Genomic DNA, 21,760 nt, shown 5'->3' with positions numbered 1-21,760 from the left:
ACATCAAGGCGCTGTACGAGGCCGTGGAGCTGGAGCGCACCCGGCAGCGGGGCGTCCACCAGCGCTGACGCCCGGCCCGGGGAACGGGACGGCGGCATGCGCCCGTACCGTGCCCGGCCTAGAATCGTGGGGTTTGTCCCCGAGCCACGTACGGAGCCCCGCCCATGCACAGCCCCCACGATCCGTACGTACGTGTCCGGGGCGCCAGGGAGCACAATCTCCAAGGCGTCGACGTGGACATTCCGCGCGACGTCCTCGCGGTCTTCACGGGCGTCTCGGGGTCCGGCAAGTCCTCGCTCGCGTTCGGCACGATCTACGCCGAGGCGCAGCGGCGCTACTTCGAGTCCGTCGCGCCGTACGCCCGCAGGCTCATCCACCAGGTGGGCGCGCCGAAGGTCGGCGAGATCACGGGGCTGCCGCCCGCGGTCTCGCTGCAGCAGCGCCGCTCCGCGCCGACGTCGCGTTCGTCCGTCGGCACGGTCACCACCCTGTCGAACTCGCTGCGGATGCTGTTCTCCCGCGCGGGCAGCTACCCCGAGGGCGCGGAGCGGCTCGACTCGGACGCCTTCTCGCCGAACACGGCGGCCGGTGCGTGCCCCGAGTGCCACGGCCTCGGCCTGGTCCACCGCACCACCGAGGAACTGCTCGTCCCCGACCCTTCGCTGTCGATCCGCGAGGGCGCCATCGCGGCCTGGCCCGGCGCGTGGCAGGGCAAGAACCTCCGCGACGTCCTGGACACGCTCGGCCACGACGTGGACCTGCCGTGGCGCGAGCTGCCGCGGCAGGACCGCGAGTGGATCCTCTTCACGGACGAGCAGCCGGTGGTGACCGTGCACCCGGTGCGCGACGCGGGCCGGATCCAACGCCCGTACCAGGGCACGTACATGAGCGCACGGCGCTATGTGATGAAGACCTTCGCGGACTCCAAGAGCCAGACGCTGCGGGCGAAGGCGGAGCGGTTCCTGGAGAGCGCGCCGTGTCCGGCGTGCGGCGGGAGCAGGCTGCGTCCGGAGGCGATGGCGGTCACGTTCGCGGGCCGTACGATCGCCGAACTGGCGGCGCTGCCGCTGTCCGATCTCGCGGGCGCCCTGGAGAGCGCGGCGGACTCCTCGGAAACCGCACGGGTCCTGACCGCGGACCTGCTCGCCCGGATCGCGACCGTCACCGAGCTCGGGCTCGGCTATCTGAGCCCGGACCGCGCGACGCCCACGCTGTCGGCGGGCGAACTGCAGCGGCTGCGCCTGGCCACCCAGCTCCGCTCGGGTCTCTTCGGCGTCGTGTACGTCCTGGACGAGCCGTCAGCGGGGCTCCATCCGGCGGACACCGAGGCCCTGTTGACGGTCCTTGACCGGTTGAAGGCCGCGGGCAACTCCGTCTTCGTCGTGGAGCATCACCTCGATGTCGTACGCCACGCGGACTGGCTCGTCGACGTCGGCCCGCAGGCGGGCGAGCACGGCGGGAAGGTGCTGCACAGCGGTCCCGTGGCGGAGCTCGCGGGGGTCGCGGAGTCGGCGACGGCCCGCTTCCTCTTCGATGTGGCGCCGCCGCCGGAGCGTGAAGTGCGCTCCCCGCAGGGCTGGTTGAAGGCCGGCCCGGTGACCCGCCACAATCTGCGCGAGGTGACGGCGGAGATTCCCCTGGGCGCCTTCACCGCGGTGACGGGCGTCTCGGGCTCCGGCAAGTCCACGCTCGTCGGCGAGATCACCGAGGACCTTCCGGGGGTCGGCCGCCTCGTCTGCGTGGACCAGAAGCCGATCGGCCGCACACCGCGCTCCAACCTCGCCACGTACACCGGCCTCTTCGACGTCGTACGCAAGGTCTTCGCGGCCACCGGCACCGCGAAGGAACGCGGCTACGGAGTGGGCCGGTTCTCCTTCAACGTGCCGGGCGGGCGGTGCGAGACCTGCCAGGGCGAGGGCTTCGTCAGCGTCGAGCTGCTCTTCCTGCCCAGCACGTACGCGCCCTGCCCGGACTGCGCGGGCGCCCGCTACAACCCCGAGACGCTCGAAGTGACCTACCACGGGCGGAACATCGCGGAGGTGCTCGACCTCACGGTGGAGGCGGCGGCGGACTTCTTCGCGGACACGGACACCCCGGCCGTCGTACGCAGCCTGCGTACGCTCCTCGACGTCGGACTCGGCTATCTGCGGCTCGGCCAGCCCGCCACCGAACTCTCCGGCGGCGAGGCCCAACGCATCAAGCTGGCCAGCGAGTTGCAGCGGGTGCGGCGCGGCCACACCCTCTACCTCCTGGACGAGCCGACCACCGGCCTGCACCCCGCCGACGTCGAAGTCCTCACGCACCGGCTGCACGAACTGGTCGACGCGGGCAACTCCGTGGTGGTCGTCGAGCACGACATGGCGGTCGTGGCGGGCGCCGACTGGGTGATCGACCTGGGCCCCGGCGGCGGCGACCGGGGCGGCCTCGTCGTGGCGGCGGGCACCCCGGCGCAGGTGGCGCGCGCCGGGGGCAGCCGCACCGCGCCGTATCTGGGCCGGGCGCTGGGCGTCCAGGACCGCTAGCCACGCGCGCCCCGTTCCCAGGACGCGAACGGGGCGCGAACGGGGCGCGAACGGGGCCGATCCTCGCCCTTGTGGCCGCCGCGGCCGCTTCCGATAATTCTGGCGCAACACGAATTGCCAACTCGTGTTGCACAGCCACGAGTTCGCAGAGTCCGTCCGTCCCTGTACGCCGTCCCCCAGGGGAGGCCCGGCATGGCAACGCGACAGGACGTGGCACGGCTCGCGGGTACCTCGCCCTCGGTCGTGAGCTACGTGCTCAACAACGGACCGAGGTCCGTCGCGCCCGCCACCAGGGAGCGGGTCCTCGCGGCCGTCCGGGCGCTGGACTACCGCCCCAACGCGGTCGCCAGATCCCTGCGCATGAGCCGGACCATGACGCTCGGGCTCGTCGTGCCCGACGCGGCGAACCCCTTCGTCGCCGAGCTGGCCCGCACCCTGGAGGACCACGCGTGGGCGGCGGGCTACACCCTGCTCGTGGGCAACAGCGTGGACGACGCCGGACGCGAGGCCGGGTATCTGCGCACGTTCCTGGACCGGCGGGTGGACGGCCTGGTGCTCATCCCGGCGCACGGCGACCGTCCCTGGCGCGCCGAACTGGACCGCTCCGGCGTGCCCTTCCTGGTCCTCGACCGCGAACTGGACGGCGTGGCGGCCTCGCACGTGCTCGCCGACCACACCCGTGGCGCGTGGGAGGCGACCCGGCATCTGCTCGCGCACGGGCGGCGCCGGATCGGCTGCGTCGCGGGCCCTGCGGGCATCCACCCGACCGTGGACCGGGTCGCGGGCTGGCGCACCGCGCTGGCGGAGGCGGGGATCGCGGCCGGGACCGGCTCGGCGGACGACGCGGTGTCCGGGGACGCGGCGCCGCTCCTGCACGGTTCGTTCGGACGGCTCGACGGATACCGTTCCGCGCTCGCCCTCCTCTCCGGGGACCGGCGCGTGGACGCCCTCTTCGTCACCTGTGACACCCAGGCGGCCGGGGTCCTGCGCGCGGCGGCCGAGCTCGGCATCCGGGTCCCCGACGACCTCGCGCTCGTCGCGTTCGACGGGATCGCGGCGGCCGCGTACACCACTCCGGCGCTGTCCACGATGTGCCAGCCCTTCGAGGAGCTCGGCCGCACCGCGGTGCGGCGGCTGCTCGCCCGCGTCAAGGAGCCGGGCCTCGCCCCCACCCGCGACGTACTGCCGGTGACGCTGCTGGCCCGCGGCTCGTGCGGCTGCCCGGATCCCGCGGGCGGCGGCCCCGATGCCCGGGCGGCGTCCGGCATTCCGTGAACGACCGCTCATCCCCCCACCAGTGGAAGGCAGTCACGTGATGAAGCAGCGCACCACCGCAGTCACCCTCGCCTGCGCCCTCGGTGCCGCGACGGTCCTCACCGCCTGCGGCCAGGAAGGCGACGGGGCGTCCGCCGACAGGCCCGGAGACGGCGGCCGCCCCACCGTGTGCCTGGTGATGAAGTCCTTGGGGAACGAGTACTTCCAGACCATGGAGAAGGGCGCGAAGGCCCACGCGAAGCAGCGCGGCGACCTCGACCTGAAGACCAGCGGCATCCAGAACGAGACGGACATCGACGGTCAGGTCGCGGCGATCAACCGCTGTGTCACCGACCGCGCCGACGCCCTCGTGATCGCGCCCGCCGACTCCCGCGCCCTGGTGGCGCCCCTCGAGCGCGCGGAGAAGCAGGGCCTGAAGGTCATCAACATCGACGTGAAGCTCGACGACGGCGCGCTGCGGGCGTCCGGCATGAAGGTCCCCTTCGTCGGGCCCGACAACGAACGGGGCGCCCGGCTCTCGGGCGACGTCCTGGCCAAGTCCCTCGGCAAGGGCGCCGAGGTCGCCCTCCTGGAAGGCAGCCCGGGCGCCGACAACGCGCGCCAGCGCGCCGCCGGATTCCGGGCGGCGGCCAAGGCGGGCGGCCTGAAGGTGGTCTCGTCCAAGACGGCGCACTGGGAGACCGACGAGGCGTACACCGTCCTCGGGAACATGCTCACCGCGCACCCGGACATCAAGGGGGTCCTCGCCTCCAACGACTCGATGGCGCTGGGCGCCCTGAAGGCCATCGACGCGAAGAAGGCCTCCGTGAAGATCGCGTCGTTCGACAACATCGAGGCCATCCGCCCGTACGTGCAGAAGGGCCGGGTCGTCGCGACGGTCGACCAATACGCCGCGCAGCAGGCCGCCGACGGCATCGACCAGGCGATGAAGGCGGTCGACGGGGACGAGCCGACGGGCTGGGTGAAGACCGACGTGAAGGTCGTCACCGCCGACGACCTGGGCTGACGGTGCGGGCCATGGGCAGGGACGCACGATCCCTCGGCGGCGGTCCCGTCCTGGAGGTCGCGGGTGTGTCGAAGACCTTCCCGGGGGTGGTCGCCCTCGACGACGTCCGCCTCGATCTGCTCCCCGGCGAGGTGCACGCCCTCATCGGCGAGAACGGCGCGGGGAAGTCGACCCTCGTGAAGATCCTCGCGGGCACCCAGGCGCCGGACGGCGGCACGCTGCGGCTCGGCGGTGCGCCGTACGCGCCGGGCGACGCGGCGGCGGCGATGCGGGCGGGTGTCCAGGTCGTGCACCAGGAGTTCCACCTGGTCCCGCAGCTGTCCGTCGCCGAGAACCTCTTCCTGCGGCGGCTGCCCCGCAGGCACGGCCTCGTCGACCGGCGCGCGCTGCACCGGCGGGCGCAGGCACTGCTCGCCGAGGTCGGCCTCGACGTACACCCCCGGACCAAGGTGGAGCGGCTCGGCATCGCTCAGATGCAGCTGGTGGAGATCGCCCGCACACTGCACCAGGACTGCCGGGTCCTGGTGATGGACGAGCCCACGGCGACGCTGACGCCGCGCGAGACACGGCGGCTCTTCGCACTCCTGCGCTCGCTGACGGAGCGCGGCACCGCGGTCCTGTACATCTCGCACCATCTGGAGGAGATCTTCGAACTCGCCGACCGGATGACGGTGTTCCGCAACGGCCGCCATGTGGTGACCAAGGAGGTCGCGGGCACGGACACCGCCGAGGTGATCCGCCTCATGGTCGGCCGCGACATGGAGCGCGAGTACCCACCGTACGTACCGCGCGAGCCGGGACCCGAACTGCTGCGCGTGCGGGACCTCGTGCCGCGCGGCGGCGCCCCGGTCTCGTTCGCGCTGCGCGCGGGCGAAGTGGTGGGCGTGGCGGGCCTGGTGGGTTCGGGCCGTACGGAGACGGTGCGGGCGCTGTTCGGCGCCGACCGCCCCCAGGGTGGGCGGATCCTGGTGAAGGGCAGGCCGGTGCGGATCCGGGGCCCGCGCGACGCGGTGCGGCACGGCATCAGCCTGCTCACGGAGGACCGCAAGGGGCAGGGGCTCGTCCTGGACCTGCCCCTGTCGGCGAACGTGACGCTCGCCGCGACGCGCCGGGTCTCGCGCGCGGGGCTGCTGCGGCGCGGCACGGAGGACCGCATCGCCCGCGAGACGGTGGAGCGGCTCAGGGTGCGAACTCCCGGGGTGCGCACGCTCGTTCGCACGCTGTCGGGCGGCAACCAGCAGAAGGTGGTCCTCGGCCGATGGCTCCTGGCGGGCGCCGACGTCCTGGTGGTGGACGAGCCGACGCGCGGCATCGACGTGGGCGCGCGCTACGAGATCCATCAGCAGCTCGTCGGCCTCGCGGCGGCCGGCAAGGCGCTCCTGGTCGTCTCCTCCGACCTGCCGGAGCTGATGGGCATCTGCGACCGGCTGCTCGTCTTCTCGCGCGGCCGGATCGCGGGCGAGGTGGCCCGCGCCGACTTCGCCAGACAGCACATCCTGGCGCTCGCCTACTCCGGCTATACGAACGGCCCCGCCCACGGTCCCGCCCACGGCCCCGCCGACGGCACGACGAAGGGTGCCCGCGCATGACCTCCGCACCGCCCGCTCCCCCGCGCCCCCTCGAAGACCGCTCCACGGTCGGCTCGCTCGCCCGCCAGGCGATGGGCGAGGCGGGCACCGGGGTCGCCCTGCTCGCCCTGGTGGCCGTCTTCACGCTGGCGGCGCCGAAGTTCGCGACCACGGGGAACTTCACGAACATCGCCACCGAGATCACCCTGAACACGATGCTGGCGGTGGGCCTGACCTTCGTCATCCTGGTCGGCGGCATCGATCTGTCGGTCGGCTCGGTGATGGCGCTCTCCGCGGTGGTCGCGGGCGACGTCCTCACCGCCGAGGACCTCTCGGTGGGCGTGGCGGTGACGCTGGCCGTCCTGGTGTCCGTCGCCGTCGGCATGGCCTGCGGCCTGGTCAACGGCTTCGTGTCGGAACGCTGGCGCGTGCCGTCCTTCATCGTCACGCTGGGCATGCTGAACATCGCGAGGGGCGCCGCGCTCGACTACACCGACGCCAAGACGCAGTACGACTTCCCTCAGGGTTTCAGCCACTTCGGCACCGCGACGCTGCTCGGCGTGCCCGCCCTGTTCTGGATCGCGCTCGCCATGGTCGCGGCGGGCCAGCTGGTGCTCACCCGGACGGTGTTCGGGCGTCTGGTCTTCGCGATCGGGTCGAACGAGGAGGCGGTACGCCTGTCCGGGCACCGCACCTCGGTGGTGAAGGTGGCGGTGTTCGTCATCGCGGGCCTGTGCGTCGGCGTCGCCGCGATCACCTATATGGCGCGGCTGAACATCGCGTCGCCGATCCTCGGCGGCGGCTACGAACTGAGCGCGATCGCGGCCGTGGTGATCGGCGGGGCCTCGCTGTCCGGCGGCAAGGGATCCATGATCGGGACGCTGCTCGGCGCCTGTCTGCTCGGCGTGCTCACCAACGGCCTGCTCCTGATGGGGGTCTCGGACTTCCAGCGGCAGATGATCACGGGCGGGGTGATCATGGTCGCGGTGGTGGTGGACCACTACCGCGACCGTCTCGCCGCACGCCTGGGCTGATCAGCCGTTCCGATAGGCGTCGCGCAGCCGGGCCTTCGCCAGCTTGCCGGTGGGGGTGCGCGGCAGGCGTTCGGTGAAGTCGACGGAGCGCGGCGCCTTGTAGTGCGCGATGCGCTCGCGCGCGAAGTCGATGAGTTCACGCGCCAGTTCGGGCCCCGCCGCGAACCCCTGCTCGACCTGGACGACGGCCTTGACCGCCTCCCCCATCTCGGCGTCCGGCACCCCGACGACGGCCACGTCGGCGACGGCCGGGTGCAGCACGAGCACGTCCTCGGACTCCTGCGGATAGACGTTCACACCACCCGAGATGATCATGAATGCCCTGCGGTCGGTGAGGAACAGATAGCCGTCCTCGTCGACGTGCCCGATGTCGCCCGTGGTGGTCCAGTTGGGGTGCTCGGGGTGCTGCGCCTCGCGGGTTCGTCCGGTGTCGTTGTGGTACCGGAAGGGCACGTCCTCGCGCTCGAAGTAGACGGTTCCGGTCGCCCCCGCGGGCAGGAGCCGCCCTGACTCATCACAGATCCGCAGGGCGCCGAGCAGACCGTCCCGGCCCACCGAGCCCGGCTTGCGCAGCCATTCGTCGGGGGCGATGAAGGTGATGCCGTTGCCCTCCGTCGACGAGTAGTACTCGTACAGGACGGGCCCCCACCACTCCATCATCCGCCGCTTGACCTCGACGGGGCAGGGCGCGGCGGCATGGATGGCGACCTTCATCGACGTCACGTCGTACCGCTCGCGCACCCGTGCGGGCAGCTTCAGCATGCGGACGAACATGGTCGGCACCCACTGACTGTGCGTCACCCGGTACCGCTGCACGGCCGCGAGGGCACCCTCCGCGTCGAACGCGTCCATCAGGACGACCGTGCCGCCGGTCGCCGTCACGACACCGCAGAAGCGCAGCGGCGCCGCGTGGTAGATCGGGGCGGGACACAGATAGACGGTGTCCTCGCCGAATCCGTACATGGTCTGGAAGATGAGCGTGTACGTCGTGGGCTGCTCCCGCACGTCGCCTTCGGGGAGCGTCGGTTCGACCCCCTTGGGGCGTCCGGTCGTGCCGGACGAGTAGAGCATGTCGGCGCCGAGCGGCTGCCGGGCGGGCGGCACGGCGGACGCCGCGTCCAGGGCCTTCTCGTACGTCCCGTCGTCGAGCCCGAGCACCAGCTGCGGTCCGCCCGCCAACTCCGTGACCCGGGCGCCGAGTTCGGTGAGCGAGCCGGAGACGATCAGCACCGCCGCACCGCAGTCGCGCACGATGTAGGCGGCCTCCTCCGCGCTCAAGTGGTGGTTGACCGCGGTGAGATAGAGCCCGGACCGCATCACCGCCCAGTAGACCTCCAGGGCGCGCGGGTCGTTGTCGCAGAGCAGGGCGAGATGGTCACCCCGACGCAGACCTGCGGCCCGCAGATGATCCGCGAGCCGCAGGGAGCGTTCTTCGAGTTGTCCGTAGGTGATCTTCCGTGTGCCGTCGGCGGTGACGACGGCCGTCCTGGCGGGGTCGTACGCTCCCGGATACATCAGCTGAAGGTAGCGCCCCGAAGGGGCGCGGGGAACGGCGCGAGCAACCACAGCCGCCCCGCGGACAATCGCGCAGCGGCTACCGGCTGACCTTCCGCGTGGCCCGCAGCCACTCCTTGTTCATGGCGGCGATGGAGGGCAGCGGAATGCCCTTCGGGCAGGCCGTCGCGCACTCGCCGGTCAACGTACAACCACCGAAGCCCTCTTCGTCCATCTGCGCCACCATGTCGAGCACCCGGGTCTCCCGCTCGGGCGCACCCTGCGGAAGCACGTTCAAGTGGTTGACCTTGGCAGAAGTGAAAAGCATCGCCGACCCGTTCGGGCAGGCCGCCACACACGCACCACAGCCGATGCACTCCGCGTGCTCGAAGGCCGAGTCCGCGTCCGCCTTCGGCACCGGCGCGGCGTGCGCCTCGGGCGCGGCGCCGGTCGGGGCGCTGATGTAGCCGCCGGACTGGATGATCCGGTCGAAGGCCGAGCGGTCCACCACGAGGTCCTTGACGACCGGGAAGGCCGCCGCGCGCCACGGCTCGATGTCGATCGTGTCGCCGTCCTTGAAGGACCGCATGTGGAGCTGGCAGGTGGTGGTGCGTTCGGGGCCGTGCGCGTCGCCGTTGATGACGAGCGAGCAGGCGCCGCAGATCCCCTCGCGGCAGTCGTGGTCGAAGGCGACGGGGTCCTCGCCCTTGAGGATGAGCTCCTCGTTGAGGGTGTCCAGCATCTCCAGGAAGGACATGTCCTGGGAGATCTCGTCCACTTCGTAGGTGGACATGGCGCCGGAGGCGTCGGTGTTCTGCTGGCGCCAGACGCGCAGGGTGAGCTTCATGCGTAGCTCCGCTGAGTGGGGTGGACGTACTCGAAGACGAGGTCTTCCTTGTGCAGGACGGGGGCCTCGCCGGTGGCGGTGAACTCCCAGGCGGCCGCGTAGGAGAACTCCTCGTCGCGGCGGGCGGCCTCGCCGTCGGGGGTCTGGGACTCCTCGCGGAAGTGGCCGCCGCAGGACTCGGCGCGGTGCAGGGCGTCGAGGCACATGAGCTCGGCGAGCTCCAGGTAGTCGACGATGCGGTTGGCCTTCTCCAGGGACTGGTTGAACTCCTCGCCGGTGCCGGGCACCTTGATGCGGCGCCAGAACTCCTCGCGGATCTGCGGGATGCGTTCCAGGGCCTTGCGCAGCCCGGTCTCGGTGCGGGCCATGCCGCAGAACTCCCACATCACTTCGCCGAGTTCGCGGTGGAAGGAGTCGGGGGTGCGGTCGCCGTCGACGGCGAGGAGCAGGTTGAGCCGGTCCTCGGTCTCGGCGAGCACCTCCTGGACGACGGGGTGCCGCTCGCCCACCTCGTCCTGGTGCGGGTTGCGCGCGAGGTAGTCGTTGATGGTGGACGGCAGCACGAAGTAGCCGTCGGCGAGGCCCTGCATGAGGGCGCTCGCGCCGAGCCGGTTGGCGCCGTGGTCGGAGAAGTTGGCCTCGCCGACCGCGAACAGGCCGGGGACGGTGGTCTGCAGGTCGTAGTCGACCCAGAGGCCGCCCATCGTGTAGTGCACGGCGGGGTAGATCCGCATCGGCACCTCGTACGGGTTCTCCGCGGTGATCCGCTCGTACATGTCGAAGAGGTTGCCGTACTTCTCCTCGACCTTCTTCTTGCCCATGCGCCGGATCGCGTCGGCGAAGTCGAGGTAGACGCCCTGCCCGCCGGGGCCCACTCCCCTGCCCTCGTCGCACACGTTCTTCGCGGCGCGCGAGGCGATGTCGCGGGGCACGAGGTTGCCGAAGGAGGGGTAGATGCGCTCCAGGTAGTAGTCGCGCTCGTCCTCGGGGATCTGGTTCGCCGGGCGGTCGTCGCCCTTGGCCTTGGGCACCCAGATGCGGCCGTCGTTGCGCAGCGACTCGCTCATCAGCGTCAGCTTGGACTGGTGGTCGCCGGTGCGCGGGATGCAGGTGGGGTGGATCTGGGTGAAGCAGGGGTTGGCGAAGTGGGCGCCGCGCCGGTGGGCCCGCCAGACGGCGGTGGCGTTGGAGTTCATGGCGTTCGTCGACAGGTAGAAGACGTTGCCGTAGCCGCCGGAGGCGAGGACCACCGCGTCGGCGAAGTACGTGTCGATCTTGCCGGTGATCAGGTCGCGGGCGACGATGCCGCGGGCGCGTCCGTCGACGACGATCACGTCGAGCATCTCGGTGCGCGGATGCATCTCGACGTTGCCCGCCGCGATCTGCCGGGACAGCGCCTGGTAGGCGCCGAGCAGCAGCTGCTGTCCGGTCTGGCCGCGTGCGTAGAAGGTCCTGGAGACCTGGACGCCGCCGAAGGAGCGGGTGTCGAGGAGTCCGCCGTACTCGCGGGCGAACGGCACGCCCTGTGCGACGCACTGGTCGATGATCTCGACGGAGATCTGCGCGAGGCGGTGCACGTTGGACTCGCGGGCGCGGAAGTCGCCGCCCTTGACGGTGTCGTAGAAGAGCCGGTGGATCGAGTCGCCGTCGTTGCGGTAGTTCTTGGCGGCGTTGATGCCGCCCTGCGCGGCGATGGAGTGGGCGCGGCGCGGCGAGTCCTGGTAGCAGAACTGCACGACGTGGTAGCCCTGTTCGGCGAGCGTGGCGCCCGCGGAACCGCCGGCCAGGCCGGTGCCGACCACGATCACGGTGTGCTTGCGGCGGTTGGCGGGGTTGACCAGCTTCGCCTGGAAGCGGCGGGTGTCCCAGCGCTCGGCGATCGGTCCGGTGGGGGCCTTGTGGTCGACGACCGGTTCGCCGGTCGTGTAGTCGGCGTAGGAATTCATGGGTCAGCTCACCAGTCCGGTCATGACGGCCACGGGTACGGAGACGAAGCCCACGACGAGCACCAGGGCGAGGCCGTTGGCCAGGGGCTTGAGGACGCGGTCGCGGGTCGCGGTGCCCACGCCCAGGGTCTGCGCGGCGCTCCACAGCCCGTGCCGGACGTGGAAGCCGAGGGCGACGACGGCGACGATGTAGATGACGTTGCCGTACCAGGTCGAGAAGGTGTCGATGATGTTCTGGTACGGGTGCAGGTGCTGGTAGTTGCCCGGATGCACGGTGCCGGTCGTCAGGTCGAGGATGTGCCAGACGATGAACAGGGCGAGGATGATGCCGCCCCAGCGCATGGTGCGGGTCGCGAAGCTCGCCTCGGGCTTCTTGTGCACGTACTTGGTGGGGCGCGCCCTGATGTCGCGACGGCTCAGCTGGTACGCGGAGGTGGCGTGCGCGACGACCGCGACGACGAGCACCACGCGGATCAGCCAGAGCGTCCACTCGTAGTGCATGAAGGGCTCGCCGACCGTGCGCAGCCAGTGCGCGTAATGGTTGATCTCATCGGGCCCGAAGAAGATCTTCAGGTTGCCGACCATGTGCGCGACCAGGTAGAGCAGCATGATCAAGCCGCTCACCGCCATCACGGTCTTCTTGCCGATGGTGGAGTCCCACAGCGTGCGGGTCATGGAAGGACGTTTGTCCGTCCGCGTTGCCAGAGCCATGCCGGTGACGCTATGGCCGAAAGTCCCGATCAGTCCAAGAGATGGATCAGCTCATCTCGATAGCTGCTCCCTATCGACCGACGTATCGTGCGTGTATGCAATTCCAGCAGCTGCACTACTTCGTCGCGGTCGCCGAGACACGGCACTTCACGCGCGCCGCGGAGGAGGTCCACGTCTCCCAGCCGTCGCTCTCGCAGCAGATCCGCTCCCTGGAGAAGGAACTCGGCGCGGAACTGTTCAGCCGCGCCCGCGGAAACATCACGCTGACCGACGCCGGCGAGACCCTGCTGCCGCTGGCCCGCCGGATCCTCGCCGACGCGGACACCGCACGCATCGAGGTCCAGGAACTCGCGCAGCTGCGCCGCGGCCGCATCCGCCTCGGCGCCACCCCGAGCGTGTGCACGGGCCTGCTGCCCGACGTGCTGCGCGCCTTCCACGACCGCCACCCCGGCATCCAGCTCCTGATCGAGGAGGGCGGCTCCCACGATCTCGTACGCGAACTGGCGCGCGGCGCACTCGACCTGGCGCTCGTCGTCCTCCCCCTCCCCTCGCCGTCGCCCGCGCTGACCACCGTGGAACTCCTGCGCGAGGACCTCGTCGTGGTGTCGGCCCCGCAGGCGCGCCGCCTCGGCAGGACCGTGCGCATCGCCGATCTGCAGGGCGAGCGCCTCGTGATGTTCCGGCACGGCTACGACCTGCGCGAACTGACCGTCGCCGCCTGCCGCGCCGAGGGGTTCGAGCCGGAGTTCGCGGTCGAGGGCGGCGAGATGGACGCGGTGCTCGGCTTCGTGCGCGCCGGGCTCGGCGTCGCCGTCGTACCGCGCATGGTCGCGGAGCGTTCCGGGTCGGGACTGCGGATGACGCAGCTCGCCAGGCCCAGCCTGCACCGCACCATCGCGCTCGCCCACCGCAGCGACGTGGCGCCGCCGCGGGCCGCCCGCGAACTCCAGCGGATGCTGCTGGAACGCTGACACTCCCGGTGCTGCCGGGGCGGCTCTACAGTGGCTCCCCCGGCAGCGCGAGGGGGCGCCCATGCCGACGGTGCGCGACGCGGCGAAGGCGACGGCGAAAGCCGTCACGGTGCTGCTGCTGTGCGCGGTCGTCGTGGGATGCGCGGTGTGGGGAGCGGACCGGTGGGGGGACGCGGCGCGGCGGCAGGCCGTGACGGAGGAGCACGACCTGTCGCGGATCGAACCCTCGGCCGCGTCCAGCGATCCGCTGTTCCCGCTCGGCGCGCAGGACGTGGCCGCGAAACTGCCAGGGCCTGACAGCGGCGGAGACATCTCCGTCGACATCCGCCGCACCGGCTCGGGCGACAACTGGCGCATCACGTCCCGCTACCGCCTGAGCCTGCGTGCCGACGACCCCCTCGTCGGCACGCTCAGGACCGACCCCTCGACGATCTCCGCGGTCAGCTATGTCCTGCCGGGCGGATACGCCACCGGCACCGCGGTCGGATACCTGGCGTCGCCCGACAAGCAGCAGCAGGCGGGCAACCTGGCGGGGCTCCCCGACTGGTGCGGGGTCAGCCAGCCCGCCAGGGGCAGACGGGTCACGGTGACCGCCGAGGACACCGTCACGACATCGGGCACGGGACTCACCTACGCGCTCGACGAACGGGCGCAGGACGGCGACGACGGTGTGGTGCCCCGCCTGCCGGGCGACTGGACCTGGAGCATCCACGTCCCCCCGGAGTGGGGCCTTGAGGTATCGGGGCGGCCGGACCGGCAGACCGCGCGATCGGTCCGCTTCCGCCTCACCGACGTACGGGGCGACGAACAGGTCACCGCCCTGTACCGCGGCACGGAGCCGGTGGCAGACGCCGCCGCGGAGGAGTACCTCACCACCGCGTCACGGCACCAGGCACTCGTCTCGCTGCTGGCCCTGTTCCTCGCCGCGACGGGCGCCGTCGCCGGACTCCGCCGCGCGTCGCAGGGCACATCGGCGGGCACGGTCCCCCGTCGCCCCGTCGTCCTGAGCACCCTCGCCCTCGTGGGTGCGGCCTCCGCCGCGCTGCTGTGGGACCTCTACCAGCCGACCTGGAGCGTGCTGGGCTGGATGTGGAGTTCCACCCTCTTCTCCAGCAGCGACCTGATCGGCCAGCCGCTGCCCCTGGAGGTCCACACCCAGGGCGTGCTGCTCGGGGCCCTGCTCTTCGCGCTCCCCGTCGTCGCCACCGCCGTCGGCCACCGGCTGCGCACCTCGCTGCCGCCGCCGGTCGGGCCCCCGCTCGCCGTCGCCTCGGCCGCACCGGCGCTCGTCCTGCTGTTCCGCTTCATGGGCGGCCACGACTGGCAGGGGCCCGCGCTCGACTGTCTGGCGGCCGCCTCGGCGGCCTCGGCCGCCGCCTTCGGCTTCCTGCGGCTGCAGCCCTGGTGGCCGGGCCTGCGCCCGTGGGCCGTACCGCTCGCCGCTGCGACCTGGGCGGGGGTGGCGTCGGCCATCGCGCTGCAGGCCGTGCCCCGCGATCTGTGGCAGGAATTCCCCGGCGCCGAGCTGACGTTCACCCGGTCCGCCCTGGTGGCGAGCTGGCCGGCCGTCTTCCTGCTGCTCGCCCCCTGGGTCGCGGCGCTGCTCCTGATCGCGGGACCGCTCGGGGCCGCGTCCGGATGGCACCGGGCCGCCGCCGGGCTCCTGCTCGTCACCGCGCTCCTGCCCTGGTGGACCCCGCTCCACCAGTACGTCTACGCCCAACTGCCGCCCACATCGGACCTGTTCATGCAGCTGACGGGGCAGAGCCCCGGGGACCAGCTCATCATCGGCATCCGCGTCCTCGCCCCCGCACTCCAGCTCATCTGGCTGACCGCCACGGCTCTCCTCCTGCTGCACCTCCGCAACACCGGTACGCAACGCGGCCGTTGGCACCCCGGAGCCCGCGCGAGCTGCCTCCTGCTGCTCGTGCTCGCCGCGAGCTCCACCGTGATCGGCGCACCCGAGAGCTGGCTCCCCTACTGGACCACCGCGGCCGCACTGACCACCGCCTGGGGCGGCGGCCTCCTGCTGCTGCCGTACGGCCGCGCCCGGCAGGCCGCGCGGCTGCACGCGCGCACCGGCGCCGCCCACGCCCGCCTGGTGGCCGAACTCGCCCGCGCGCTGCTCTTCGCCGAGGGCCGCCACCGTTTCCTGACCTCCTCGCGCGCGACGCTCGCCGACACCTCACTGCCCGCCGACGACTGGGACGAGACGTGGCGGAGCCTCAAACAGCCCACGGCGCAGGACGCGGCGCGCGAGACGGCGCGCCTGCGGGCCGCCGCGCTCTGCAGTTCGGCGGGCCGCCCCGCCTGGGCCAACGGCGTCACGGCCACGGCCGCCACCGCGCTGCTCACCCTGCCGTGGACCATCTGGACCGCCTCGCAGGCGCACGGCTACAGCGGCGTCCCCGAAGCGGTCACCGTCGCGGGCGCACCGACCTGCGTATGGCTCGCGCACGGTTTCACGTACGGCTATCTGTATCCGTGGCTGCGCGGCAACAGCCCGGTGGCGAAGGCGGGTTGGCTGTGGACCGTGATGTCGGCGGTGCAGCTCCTGCTGCTCGTACCGAAGCTCCAGTCGCCGTACGAGTCCACCACCCTGTCGGTGTTCCTGCTGCTCGCCCAGAGCACGGTCCTCGCCCTCGGGCTCGGCCTGTACTGGGAGATCCGCCTGGTGCGCAGGGCGGATCTGCTCTGGGGTCACATCCGCAACTTCCGGCGGCTCACCTCGCTCGCCACCCCGGTCAGCGCCGTCCTCGTGGCGGCGATCGCCGCGGCGGTCACCGTCCTCGCGACCGCCTGGGCGAACGACGTCACGGCTCCTGTCGAGCCGCCGAGCCCCTCGCCGTCGTCGACCTCGTCCTCGCCGTCACCCGGCGCTCCCCCGTGAGGCGACATCGCCGGTCTCCGGATCACGGCTCGTCAGGCAGTACGTCCCGCCCGCCGGATCCCGCATCACGGTCCACTCGACGCCCTGGGACACGAACTGCGCACCGAGGCTCTCGTGCCAGGCACGGACCCCGTCGATGTCCAGGCAGGCGACATCGAGGTGCGCACCACCGGGGCCTTCCGTGCCGAGGCGCTGCAGCAGGATCCGCACCGGCAGTTCCCTCGGCGGCTTCACCAGGTGGAACTCGGGGAGCCTCGTCCCGACGGACTCCCATCCGGTGAACGCCGCCCAGAAGGCGACTTCCCCGTCGTACGCCGCCGGGGCGATGTCGAGACACACCTGGTCGAGGCGGCCGAAGGCACCGCCGGGCGAGGCCACCGGCGCCTGACGCGACGTCTCCCCCGCCCAGGGCACGACGCAGAACAGCCGCCCACCCGGCGAGCGCAGCACCTCCAGACCGTCCTCCGCGTACACCGCGGTGGCGCCGAGCCCGCGTGCCTCGCGCGCCGTGGCGACGACGTCGTCCACCGCGAAGTCGAGGTGCGCGCCACCGGGCCCGCCCACGGCCTGCGCCTTCACGTGCGCGTCGGCGGGCCCGGCGGGCAGCAGCGTCACGAACTCCCCTGCCGGGCCCCGGGGTTGGGACGGCGTCGCCCCTGTGACCGTCGCCCAGAAGGCGTACGCCTGCGGGAAGCGGTCATGTGACCGGTCGATGAAGGCGTACGTCCAGCGGATCACGGCTCAGCTCGTCGCGTCCGCGAGGGCGAGTTCATGCAGCCGGTCCGGCGGGCCGGGGCGCGCGTAGTACCAGCCCTGGGCCGTGTCGCAGCCCAGCTCCCGCAGCTGGTCGGCCTGCGCGCCCGTCTCCACGCCCTCGACCGTGACCGCGAGGTCCAGGCTGTGGGCGAGCGAGACGATCCCCTCGACGATCTTCAGGTCGACGGGGTCGGCGGGGAAGTGCTGCATGCCCTGGGTGAAGGAACGGTCGAGCTTGAGCACGCTCACCGGCAGGCGGCGCAGATTGGCGAGGTTGGAGTAGCCCGTGCCGAAGTCGTCGAGCGCGATGTCCACACCCATCTCGGCGAGCCTGCGCAACGGCTTGAGCAGGTCGTCGTCGGCTCCTATCAGCGCGGACTCGGTGACCTCCAGGCACAGGGCGCCGGGTTCGAGGCCCTCGCGTTCCAGGATGTCGACCGTGTCGGAGACCAGGCCCGGGTGGGTGAGCTGCATGGGCGAGAGATTGACGTTGACGCGCAGGGGCCCCGCATCGCTGTGCCGAGCCTCCCACAGACGCGCCTGGCGCACCGACTCCTCAAGCACCCAGCGGCCGAGCGGCACGATCAGACCGGTGTGCTCGGCGAGCGGGATGAACCGGTCGGGGCCGATGACGCCGTGCTGCGGGTGCAGCCAGCGCACCAGGGCCTCGGCGCCGCGCACGCTGCCGTCGCCGAGGTGCACGAGCGGCTGGTACTCGATGAAGAACTCGCCGCGCTCCAGAGCGGCGGGCAGCGCGGTGGTCAGGCCGTGCCGGGTGATGGCGCGGGCGTCGGCCTCGGGGTCGGCGAGTTCGTAGCGGTTGCCGCCCGCGGACTTCGCGCGGTACATCGTGATGTCGGCGCTGCGCAGCACCTCGGCCGCGCCGCGCACGCCCGCGGGACCCTCCACTATGCCGATGCTGCCGCGCACGGTGAGTTCGCGTCCTTCGACGCGGATCGGGGTGGCGAGGGCGTTCATGATGCGCCCGGCGAGCTCGTCCACCTCGGTCTCGGTGTCGGGGCCCGTGGTGAGCGCCACGAACTCGTCGCCGCCGAGCCGTGCGACCATCTCGCCGGGCGCGGTGGCGCAGGACTGCAGCCGGTCGGCGACCTCGACGAGGAGCCGGTCGCCCGCCGCGTGGCCGAGGCTGTCGTTGACGGTCTTGAAGCCGTCGAGGTCGAGGTAGCAGAGCCCGAACCGGTTGTTGCCGCCCACCGCGAGCGCCTTCTCCAGGCGTTCGAAGAACAGCGTGCGGTTGGGGAGTCCGGTGAGGGCGTCGTGCGTCGCCTCGTAGCGCAGCCGGAGGTTGAGCAGGCGGCGCTCGGTGGTGTCCTCCATCAGCGCCAGCTGGTACTGCGGGACGCCGTCCGCGTCACGCAGCAGGGAGACGGTCAGATTGGTCCACAGGACCGTTCCGTCCGGGCGGTAGAACGCCTTCTCCACGCGGTAGTGCTCGCGCTCGCCGCGCACCAGCTCCTCGTACAGGCGCCAGACGTGGGGCGAGTCGTCGGGGTGCGTCCACTCCCCCACGTTGCGCCCGCGCAGCTGGTGTTCGAGCCCGCCGAACATGCGGACAAGCGCGTCGTTGACCTCGAGGACGGTGCCGTCGAGGTCGGCGATGCCGATGCCGATGGCGGCGCCGTGGAAGACGGCGCGGAACCGTGCCTCGCTCGCGTGCAGGGCCTCGGCGACGGCGCTGCGGGCACTCAGGGCGGCCCGGGAGATCGCCTCCTGCTCGGCCAGCGTGCGCTCGCGCAGCGCCTGGGCGAAGCCCGCGGCCACGGCGTGCTGGATCCGCGCGGAGCGGGCCCGCAGCTCCTCCTGGGGTCCGTCACCGCCGCAGTACAGGACGAGATACGCGTCGACGCAGTCGAGCGTGCGGCTGAGCGCCTCGGGGTCGGTGCAGTGGGTGCCGATGAGTCCGGCGCCGACCGCCTGGCCCGCCGCCGCGTCGAAGACCCGCTCCTGGAGCGCGTCGCGCAACCGGCGGGCGAGCGGCACCAGTTGCTGCTCGAACTCGGGACGGGTCAGTGAGGTGGCCGTCACGGGGAAGATCGCGCGGCTCCAGATGGTGGCGAACCTGCGCAGTCTTCCCTCCGGTCCGTCCGGCTCGCCGCTCAAAGCTTCCGTCCCACGCCCGCGTACCCCGAGAAGGAATAGGGATCCTCCTCCTCGGGCGCGGTGTCGGGCCGCCAGTGCGGCATCGGCACCAGGCCGGGTTCCACCATGTCGTATCCCTCGAAGAACCGTGCGATCTCGTCGCGCGAGCGCATGATCAGTGGATTGCGGATGTCCTTGTATACACCGACGGTGTGGCCTGCCTGCTCGGCGGGGACGGGAATCCCTTCGTACGAGGCGTGGGTGACGACGATCAGGCTGCCGGGCGCGAGGGCGTCCCGCAGTTCGGCGACCGCCGCGTATGGATCGTACGCGTCCTCGACGAAGTGCAGGACGGCGACGAGGAGAAGAGCCACCGGGCGGTCGAGGTCGAGGAGCGAGCCGACTTCCGAACTGCCCAGAATGTCCCGGGGCTTGCGCAGATCCCCGGCGAGGACGGCGGACTGCTCGTCGCCCTCGAGAACGGATTTGCTGTGTGCGACGGCGACCGGATCGTGATCCACATAGACGACGCGGGCCTCGTCGCTGGCCTGCCGCGCCACCTCGTGGACATCGCCGAACGTGGGGATCCCGGAGCCGATGTCGAGGAACTGGGTGACGCCCTCGCCGACGGCGTACCGCACCGCGCGGCGCATCACAGCGCGGTTCGCCTGCGCGATCTTGGGGAGTCCCGGCATGAACTCCATCGCCTTGCGGGCCGCCTCGCGGTCCACCTCGAAGTTGTGCGAGCCGCCCAGGTAGTAGTCGTAGATGCGGGAGACGCTGGGCATCGAGATGTCGATGCTCAACGGGGCCCAGGCAGGACGCTCCATCAAGACTCCAAGACGTAGGGGGGTGGCACAGGCGATCCGGTGTTCGAGGGTGAGGCTACTGATCGTCCGCCAAGGGAGCGAGTCAAAACGGAAATTGGCCGTCCGTTCTCGGTCACTGCCTTTGGCAAGTGCCGTATCCCACACCGATAACCGGCCCGCCCCTTCCCTGTGATAAGGGAGGAAACGGACCGGCCCGGTCGTGCGCCGTGCGCAGGCCTTGACGCTATTGCGATGTCTTGACCGCCTTGCCTTCGGGGCTCGCGGCGTACCAAGTTCCGCCCACACCCTGCCCCTTCGTGTCCCCCGGCTTCTTGTCACCGGAGAAGGTGTACAGCGGCCAGCAGTCGATCGTCTGCTGTTTGCCGCCGTCCGGCCGGTTGTAGGTCATGAAGCCCTTCTTCTTGATCCCTTCGGTGTCCGCCTTGTCGACGGGGGCGACCGCGGGCCACTTCTCGGCGCAGGCGCCCACGCAGTTCGACTTGATCGGCCAGGCCGAGTCCTTCGTGAAGCGGTAGACGGTCATGCCGTTCTTGTCGACGACGATTTCACCGAGCTTCGGATCCTTGCGGGTGGAAAGACCCGCCGGATCGGCGGGCGCCGCGCCGGCCGCCGCGGGCGACGCCTTCTTCCCGTCGGGGGCCGCCGCGAACCAAGTGCCGCCGACGCCCTGGCCCTTGGCGTCGCCGGGCTTGCCGTCCTGTGCGTAGCGGTACATGGGCCAGCCGTCGATGGTGAGCTGCTTGGTGCCGTCGGCGGCGGTGACCTCGCCGAGCAGGGACTCGTCGACGCCCGGCGCGGCCTTGGCGCCGTCGGCCGCGACAGCGGGCCAGGCCTTCAGGCAGGCGGCGTCGCAGTTGGACTTGGGCGGCTGCGCGGTGTCCTTGTCGAAGCGGTAGAGCGTGAAGCCCGCGCTGTCCGTGACGACCTTGCCGAGCTTCTTGCTGTCCCACACGGCGAGTTGACCGGCGGACTTCGCCTCGGCGTCCGCGCCCTTGCCCGCGTCGTCGGCATCCGCTCCATAGCCGTCGTCGGAGCCGGAGCCGGAGCCGTACCCGTCGTCCTTGGCGGGCGCTTCGTTGCCCACGTTCTGCCCGTTCGGGGAGGCGTCGCCGCTGTCCTGACCGCACGCCGTGGTCAGCGCGAGCAGAGCCGCGGCTGTCGCTGCGAGCGCGGCACCCCGCCAGGCCCGAGAGGAACGCCCTACCAGATGCCGCATCTCCAACTCCCACTGTCCGTTCAGGTGTTGTGGCGCCCTGTTGCGTCACACATGGCCCTAGGTACGGGTGGGGACAGCGGTCGCGTTCAATCGCCCCGCAAGATTCTTTGCGCGGACGCCGCGCGGCGCAGGTGGGGGGACCCCGCGCGGCCCAGGTGGGGGCGCACTCCGTCAAACCCGTGGCGACGGCTCCTCCTTCCTTCGTGTCAATCGGAAGCGACTGCGGCGCACCGGGCTCGCGCGCCCCCCATGCTCTCGGTCGTGCACGGATCTCCACGAGCCTTATCGGCCCTAGTCACACGCGTGTTGGCGCTCATGGCACTGGCCCTGGTGCTCGGCTCGTCGGCGGCCGCGGGTGCGGCACCGGCCGACGCCTGCGCGTACGCGTCGGTCACTCAGGACGGCGGCTCCGCCGGGGATGGCGCGGTGGCCGTGGCGGGCGACGGCGTCGCCTGCCCCACGGACCCGCCCCACCCCCCGAAGCCGTCCCCGTCGCCGTCGCCATCGCCGACACCCACGCCCGAGCCGCCGCCACGGACCGTTCCTCCGCAGCCCTCGCACCCGCCCCCACCACCGAAGACCCAGGCGCCACAG

Annotated in this window: 15 protein-coding genes; 7 read left to right on the top strand and 8 right to left on the bottom strand. The window is 71.6% G+C overall.

Annotation, left to right across the window (positions count from 1 at the left end):
• Positions 1-164 precede the first annotated feature (164 nt).
• The 5 genes from ACFWZ2_RS33990 to ACFWZ2_RS33970 all read left to right on the top strand — a co-directional run bounded on the left by ACFWZ2_RS33990 (position 165) and on the right by ACFWZ2_RS33970 (position 7,405).
• Entirely contained in the window at positions 165-2,522 is a 2,358-nt protein-coding gene (locus ACFWZ2_RS33990; protein ID WP_384552328.1) for an ATP-binding cassette domain-containing protein, read from the top strand.
• A gap of 192 nt (positions 2,523-2,714) precedes the next feature.
• Positions 2,715-3,797 carry a LacI family DNA-binding transcriptional regulator gene (locus tag ACFWZ2_RS33985; RefSeq protein ID WP_384552326.1) on the top strand — a complete coding sequence of 361 codons (1,083 nt, stop codon included), beginning with the start codon at positions 2,715-2,717 and terminating at the stop codon, positions 3,795-3,797.
• Between the two features lie 40 nt (positions 3,798-3,837).
• On the top strand, positions 3,838-4,803 hold the full coding sequence (locus tag ACFWZ2_RS33980) for a sugar ABC transporter substrate-binding protein (protein ID WP_384552325.1): 966 nt from the start codon (positions 3,838-3,840) through the stop codon (positions 4,801-4,803).
• Between the two features lie 11 nt (positions 4,804-4,814).
• Positions 4,815-6,392 carry a sugar ABC transporter ATP-binding protein gene (locus tag ACFWZ2_RS33975; RefSeq protein ID WP_384552323.1) on the top strand — a complete coding sequence of 526 codons (1,578 nt, stop codon included), beginning with the start codon at positions 4,815-4,817 and terminating at the stop codon, positions 6,390-6,392.
• Positions 6,389-7,405, top strand: coding sequence for an ABC transporter permease (locus ACFWZ2_RS33970; protein WP_384552321.1), 1,017 nt, complete (start codon positions 6,389-6,391; stop codon positions 7,403-7,405). Before ACFWZ2_RS33975 ends, ACFWZ2_RS33970 begins: the two co-directional genes overlap by 4 nt.
• Here ACFWZ2_RS33970 and ACFWZ2_RS33965 read toward each other — a convergent pair whose 3' ends face one another.
• From ACFWZ2_RS33965 to ACFWZ2_RS33950, 4 genes are all read right to left on the bottom strand, one after another.
• Positions 7,406-8,920, bottom strand: a complete 1,515-nt coding sequence (locus tag ACFWZ2_RS33965) for an acyl-CoA synthetase (RefSeq protein WP_384552319.1) — start codon at positions 8,918-8,920, stop codon at positions 7,406-7,408.
• A gap of 79 nt (positions 8,921-8,999) precedes the next feature.
• A complete protein-coding gene (locus tag ACFWZ2_RS33960; RefSeq protein ID WP_384552317.1) occupies positions 9,000-9,746 on the bottom strand; it encodes a succinate dehydrogenase/fumarate reductase iron-sulfur subunit in 747 nt (248 codons plus the stop codon).
• Positions 9,743-11,692: a fumarate reductase/succinate dehydrogenase flavoprotein subunit gene (locus ACFWZ2_RS33955; RefSeq protein ID WP_384552316.1), complete on the bottom strand. Its 1,950-nt coding sequence runs from the start codon at positions 11,690-11,692 to the stop codon at positions 9,743-9,745. Before ACFWZ2_RS33955 ends, ACFWZ2_RS33960 begins: the two co-directional genes overlap by 4 nt.
• 3 nt (positions 11,693-11,695) lie before the next feature.
• Positions 11,696-12,403 (bottom strand): succinate dehydrogenase, encoded by a 708-nt coding sequence (locus tag ACFWZ2_RS33950; protein ID WP_384552314.1) that lies wholly within the window; start codon positions 12,401-12,403, stop codon positions 11,696-11,698.
• Between the two features lie 95 nt (positions 12,404-12,498).
• Between ACFWZ2_RS33950 and ACFWZ2_RS33945 the strand changes: the two genes are divergently transcribed.
• Together ACFWZ2_RS33945 and ACFWZ2_RS33940 are read left to right on the top strand one after the other, a co-directional pair.
• A complete protein-coding gene (locus ACFWZ2_RS33945; protein WP_384552313.1) occupies positions 12,499-13,374 on the top strand; it encodes a LysR family transcriptional regulator in 876 nt (291 codons plus the stop codon).
• A 61-nt stretch (positions 13,375-13,435) separates the two neighbouring features.
• Positions 13,436-16,264, top strand: coding sequence for a hypothetical protein (locus tag ACFWZ2_RS33940; protein ID WP_384552310.1), 2,829 nt, complete (start codon positions 13,436-13,438; stop codon positions 16,262-16,264).
• On the opposite strand, the gene ACFWZ2_RS33935 is transcribed toward ACFWZ2_RS33940, so the two are convergent.
• The 4 genes from ACFWZ2_RS33935 to ACFWZ2_RS33920 all read right to left on the bottom strand — a co-directional run bounded on the left by ACFWZ2_RS33935 (position 16,244) and on the right by ACFWZ2_RS33920 (position 21,166).
• Positions 16,244-17,002, bottom strand: a complete 759-nt coding sequence (locus tag ACFWZ2_RS33935) for a VOC family protein (RefSeq protein ID WP_384552309.1) — start codon at positions 17,000-17,002, stop codon at positions 16,244-16,246. The genes ACFWZ2_RS33940 and ACFWZ2_RS33935 overlap by 21 nt on opposite strands.
• Positions 17,003-17,005: 3 nt before the next feature.
• Entirely contained in the window at positions 17,006-19,141 is a 2,136-nt protein-coding gene (locus tag ACFWZ2_RS33930; RefSeq protein WP_384552308.1) for a putative bifunctional diguanylate cyclase/phosphodiesterase, read from the bottom strand.
• Complete coding sequence (locus ACFWZ2_RS33925; RefSeq protein ID WP_384552307.1) at positions 19,138-19,950, bottom strand: SAM-dependent methyltransferase; 813 nt, start codon at positions 19,948-19,950, stop codon at positions 19,138-19,140. Before ACFWZ2_RS33925 ends, ACFWZ2_RS33930 begins: the two co-directional genes overlap by 4 nt.
• 223 nt (positions 19,951-20,173) lie before the next feature.
• A complete protein-coding gene (locus tag ACFWZ2_RS33920; protein ID WP_384552305.1) occupies positions 20,174-21,166 on the bottom strand; it encodes an SCO0930 family lipoprotein in 993 nt (330 codons plus the stop codon).
• Positions 21,167-21,760 lie beyond the last annotated feature (594 nt).

Origin of the sequence: Streptomyces sp. NPDC059002 (assembly GCF_042740435.1) — a bacterium.
GTDB lineage: Bacteria > Actinomycetota > Actinomycetes > Streptomycetales > Streptomycetaceae > Streptomyces.
The sequence above is the reverse complement of the archived record's forward strand: the minus strand, read 5'-3'. Positions and strand labels throughout refer to the sequence as shown.

Excerpts from the sequence above, each read along its gene's own strand:
- ACFWZ2_RS33985 (WP_384552326.1), top strand. The coding sequence starts at position 2,715 with ATGGCAACGCGACAGGACGTGGCACGGCTCGCGGGTACCTCGCCCTCG.
- ACFWZ2_RS33955 (WP_384552316.1), bottom strand. The coding sequence starts at position 11,692 with ATGAATTCCTACGCCGACTACACGACCGGCGAACCGGTCGTCGACCAC.
- ACFWZ2_RS33925 (WP_384552307.1), bottom strand. The coding sequence starts at position 19,950 with ATGGAGCGTCCTGCCTGGGCCCCGTTGAGCATCGACATCTCGATGCCC.
- ACFWZ2_RS33960 (WP_384552317.1), bottom strand. The coding sequence starts at position 9,746 with ATGAAGCTCACCCTGCGCGTCTGGCGCCAGCAGAACACCGACGCCTCC.
- ACFWZ2_RS33920 (WP_384552305.1), bottom strand. The coding sequence starts at position 21,166 with ATGCGGCATCTGGTAGGGCGTTCCTCTCGGGCCTGGCGGGGTGCCGCG.
- ACFWZ2_RS33980 (WP_384552325.1), top strand. The coding sequence starts at position 3,838 with ATGAAGCAGCGCACCACCGCAGTCACCCTCGCCTGCGCCCTCGGTGCC.
- ACFWZ2_RS33945 (WP_384552313.1), top strand. The coding sequence starts at position 12,499 with ATGCAATTCCAGCAGCTGCACTACTTCGTCGCGGTCGCCGAGACACGG.
- ACFWZ2_RS33970 (WP_384552321.1), top strand. The coding sequence starts at position 6,389 with ATGACCTCCGCACCGCCCGCTCCCCCGCGCCCCCTCGAAGACCGCTCC.
- ACFWZ2_RS33940 (WP_384552310.1), top strand. The coding sequence starts at position 13,436 with ATGCCGACGGTGCGCGACGCGGCGAAGGCGACGGCGAAAGCCGTCACG.
- ACFWZ2_RS33965 (WP_384552319.1), bottom strand. The coding sequence starts at position 8,920 with ATGTATCCGGGAGCGTACGACCCCGCCAGGACGGCCGTCGTCACCGCC.
- ACFWZ2_RS33975 (WP_384552323.1), top strand. The coding sequence starts at position 4,815 with ATGGGCAGGGACGCACGATCCCTCGGCGGCGGTCCCGTCCTGGAGGTC.
- ACFWZ2_RS33950 (WP_384552314.1), bottom strand. The coding sequence starts at position 12,403 with ATGGCTCTGGCAACGCGGACGGACAAACGTCCTTCCATGACCCGCACG.
- ACFWZ2_RS33990 (WP_384552328.1), top strand. The coding sequence starts at position 165 with ATGCACAGCCCCCACGATCCGTACGTACGTGTCCGGGGCGCCAGGGAG.